Genomic DNA, 2,807 nt, shown 5'->3' on the forward strand with positions numbered 1-2,807 from the left:
ATTGAACATAGGTGTGGAGGACGCCTCCCGCTTCTCGATGCGCGGCGATCGCATTTCCCGGGGCAGCCGCAAACATTGTGCCCAAGCCGACCACTTCGGCGGCGGCGGGGTGTCGATCGTCAACATCATATAGATACGTCTCGATGAACGTTGCGCCGACATAACGTGGCGTTGCGTCCGACAGTAGCGGCCGCACCTTCGACCATGCGCCGTCAGCCCCCACGAGAAGCCCGGTTTCGACAGCCGATCCGTCGGTGAAGGTCAGTTCGTGCCGGCCGCCACCCAGAGCGGCGACGCCGGCAAGCTTCTTTCCCCAGCGGATGCTGTCGGCGGGCAGCGAGTCTATCAGAATGCGCCGCAGATCGCCGCGCAGCACTTCGGGTCGGCCGCCATCGTCCGCTTCCTCAAGCAGCACCGTGCCGTGCCGGTCGAGCACGCGGCTAGCCGCGCCGCCTTGGTGGATGATGGCGTGGAAGGCTTCGGTGAGGCCAGCGGCTTCGAGCGCGATCTGTCCATTATGCTCGTGGATGTCGATCTGCCCGCCTTGCGTGCGCGCCGATGCCGAAGCCTCCGCTTCATAGACCGTTACAGCTATGCCGTGGATATGAAGCACGCGCGCCAGGGTGAGGCCGCCAAGACCCGCGCCCACGATTGTTACCTCAGTCATCGTCTGATCCTTTTCGACGAGAGATTGGAACGATGTTCCATAAATAGCATTTGGAACGTCGTTCCATTCATGTCAAGCTGCGGCATGGCAAGGAGTGGACGGGTTGAGCGGCGCACCGATGCGCTTTCGAAGGAGCGGATCATCGGGGCCGCGATCGAGATCCTGGATTCAGGCGGCGAGAGCGGGCTGACTTTCCGTGCGCTCGCGGCACGCCTGGCGACGGGAAGCGGGGCGATCTACTGGCACGTCAAGGACAAGGACGAACTGCTCGCCGCGGCGACCGAGGAGGTCATCGACCGTGTCATGAGCGAGGCGGTTCAAGAAGCGGAACCACGGGAGGCGATTCGGGCAGTTGCGCTGGGGCTGTTCGATGCGATCGACGCGCATCCCTGGGCGGGCGCCCAGCTTTCGCGGGCGCCGTGGCAGCCGGCAGTGGGGCGGATATTCGAAAGCATCGGCAGTCATCTCGACGCGCTCGGTGTTCTGGACCGAGCGCTGTTCGACGCGGCGTCCGCGCTGGTCCACTACATCCTTGGCGCCGCTGGCCAAAACGCGCAGAACGCCGCCAACGCCCGTCCTTTGCCGCCTGGCACCGATCGGGAAGCATTCCTGTCGACCGTCGTCGAGCGATGGACGAGGTCGGACCCCGCCGGCTATCCGTTCCTGCTTCGCACTGCCGCGCGGTTTCACGAGCACGACGACCGCGAGCAATTCCTCGCCGGCGTGGACCTCATCCTGGCCGGTATCGGAACGCTCCGCCGGGTTTCCCAGTAGGTCAGACGAACCTCACCAGCACCAGGCTGAAGCCCGCAATGAAGAGGAAGGCCGAGAAGGCCAGCATCAGCGGCCGCAGGCCGCGCGAACGCAGCTCCGAAATATCGGCCTGCAGGCCCATGGCGGCGAGGCCCATGGTCAGCATGATCTGCGTGGCCAAGGCAGTCGCCGAATGGATCTGCGCCGGGATCGCGACCAGGCTGTTCAGCGCCACCACCGCGACGAAGGCCGCGACGAACCAGGGCATCGGCGGCTTGGCGCCGGAAGCGTCGGAGCTGCCGCGGCGCGCCATCAGGCCGAGCGCGATCACCATCGGCGCCAGCATGGCGACGCGAGTGAGCTTGGCGACGGTCGCGGTCTCGCCGGCGAGAGTGCCGTTCTGGAAGCCGGCGCCGATCACCTGCGCCACCTCGTGGATCGAGGCGCCCGCCCACAGGCCGAAAGCGTGCTGGTCGAGGCCGAAGACCGGCGCCAGCAGCGGGAAGCCGAGCATGGCGATGGTGCCGAACAGCGTGATGGCGGCGACCGCATAGGTGACGTCCTCATCGCGCGCGTCGGTGACGATGTTGGTGGCGACGATCGCCGAGGCGCCGCAGATCGAGGTGCCGGCGGCGATGAGTTGCGCGAGCTTCCGGTCGACGCCGATCAGCCGTCCAAGCGTGACGGTGAACAGGAAGGTGGCGCCGAGCGTGGCCGCGACGATGCCGACGCCGCCGAGGCCGATGCCCGCCACCTGGCCGAGCGTGAGCTGGAAGCCGAGCAGCACGATGGCGAAGCGCAACAGGCGCTTTTGTGAAAACGCAATGCCGGCCTTGGCGTGTGCGGGCACGCCGAGCATGTTGGAAAAGATCATGCCGACGACGACAGCGAGGATCATCGGGCTGAACAGGCCGGAGAAGCCGCGCGCCGAATAGGCGACGCTGGTGATCATCGCCACCAACACTAGTCCCGGCATGATGCCGGCCGAGATCGCGGCCAGGGCAGGGTGCCTACGCCCGGCGGCTGTCGGGTTCAGGTAATCTGGAAGATCGTTCGCGGTGGTGGGCAGGAAAGACAATCGAATTCTCCAGGCGCGCTCGGTGCCGGAATGCCATTCCCGGACTAATCTTTCAAACGAATTATTCGAGTTATAACGATCGATTTTTGCGAACGATTGGCGAGCGGGTTGGCCGGCACCGGCCGAGCCTTGACGCTTGCCGGTTCCTCCTCCAGCTTGCCGCGATGTTCTTCCGCGCGCCCGCCAATACCAAGCGACGCCGCTTTCGCCGAGTGCGGAGCGGCAGGCCGATTGCGCGACGATAAGCCCGATACGATAGATAAGGTTCGTTCGTTTCCTGCCCCGCCCGCGACTTCAGCCGGCGGGGTT

At 65.5% G+C, this 2,807-nt stretch carries 4 protein-coding genes; 1 reads left to right on the plus strand and 3 read right to left on the minus strand.

What is annotated here, in order from left to right:
• A partial coding sequence (locus EOA28_RS31495; protein WP_148670977.1) for an FAD-dependent monooxygenase occupies positions 1 to 667 on the minus strand: 667 nt, incomplete at its 3' end.
• Positions 668 to 736: 69 nt separating this feature from the next.
• On the opposite strand from EOA28_RS31495, the gene EOA28_RS31500 reads away from it, so the two are divergent.
• Complete coding sequence (locus EOA28_RS31500; protein ID WP_245484092.1) at positions 737 to 1,441, plus strand: TetR family transcriptional regulator; 705 nt, start codon at positions 737 to 739, stop codon at positions 1,439 to 1,441.
• Between the two features lies 1 nt (position 1,442).
• On the opposite strand, the gene EOA28_RS31505 is transcribed toward EOA28_RS31500, so the two are convergent.
• Both EOA28_RS31505 and EOA28_RS39690 read right to left on the minus strand, forming a co-directional pair.
• A complete protein-coding gene (locus tag EOA28_RS31505; protein ID WP_245463502.1) occupies positions 1,443 to 2,456 on the minus strand; it encodes a YeiH family protein in 1,014 nt (337 codons plus the stop codon).
• A gap of 86 nt (positions 2,457 to 2,542) precedes the next feature.
• On the minus strand, positions 2,543 to 2,807 hold a 265-nt coding region (locus EOA28_RS39690; RefSeq protein WP_210214981.1), incomplete at its 5' end, for a hypothetical protein.

Origin of the sequence: Mesorhizobium sp. M2A.F.Ca.ET.067.02.1.1, assembly GCF_004023285.1 — a bacterium.
In the GTDB taxonomy this organism is placed as follows: Bacteria; Pseudomonadota; Alphaproteobacteria; order Rhizobiales; family Rhizobiaceae; genus Mesorhizobium.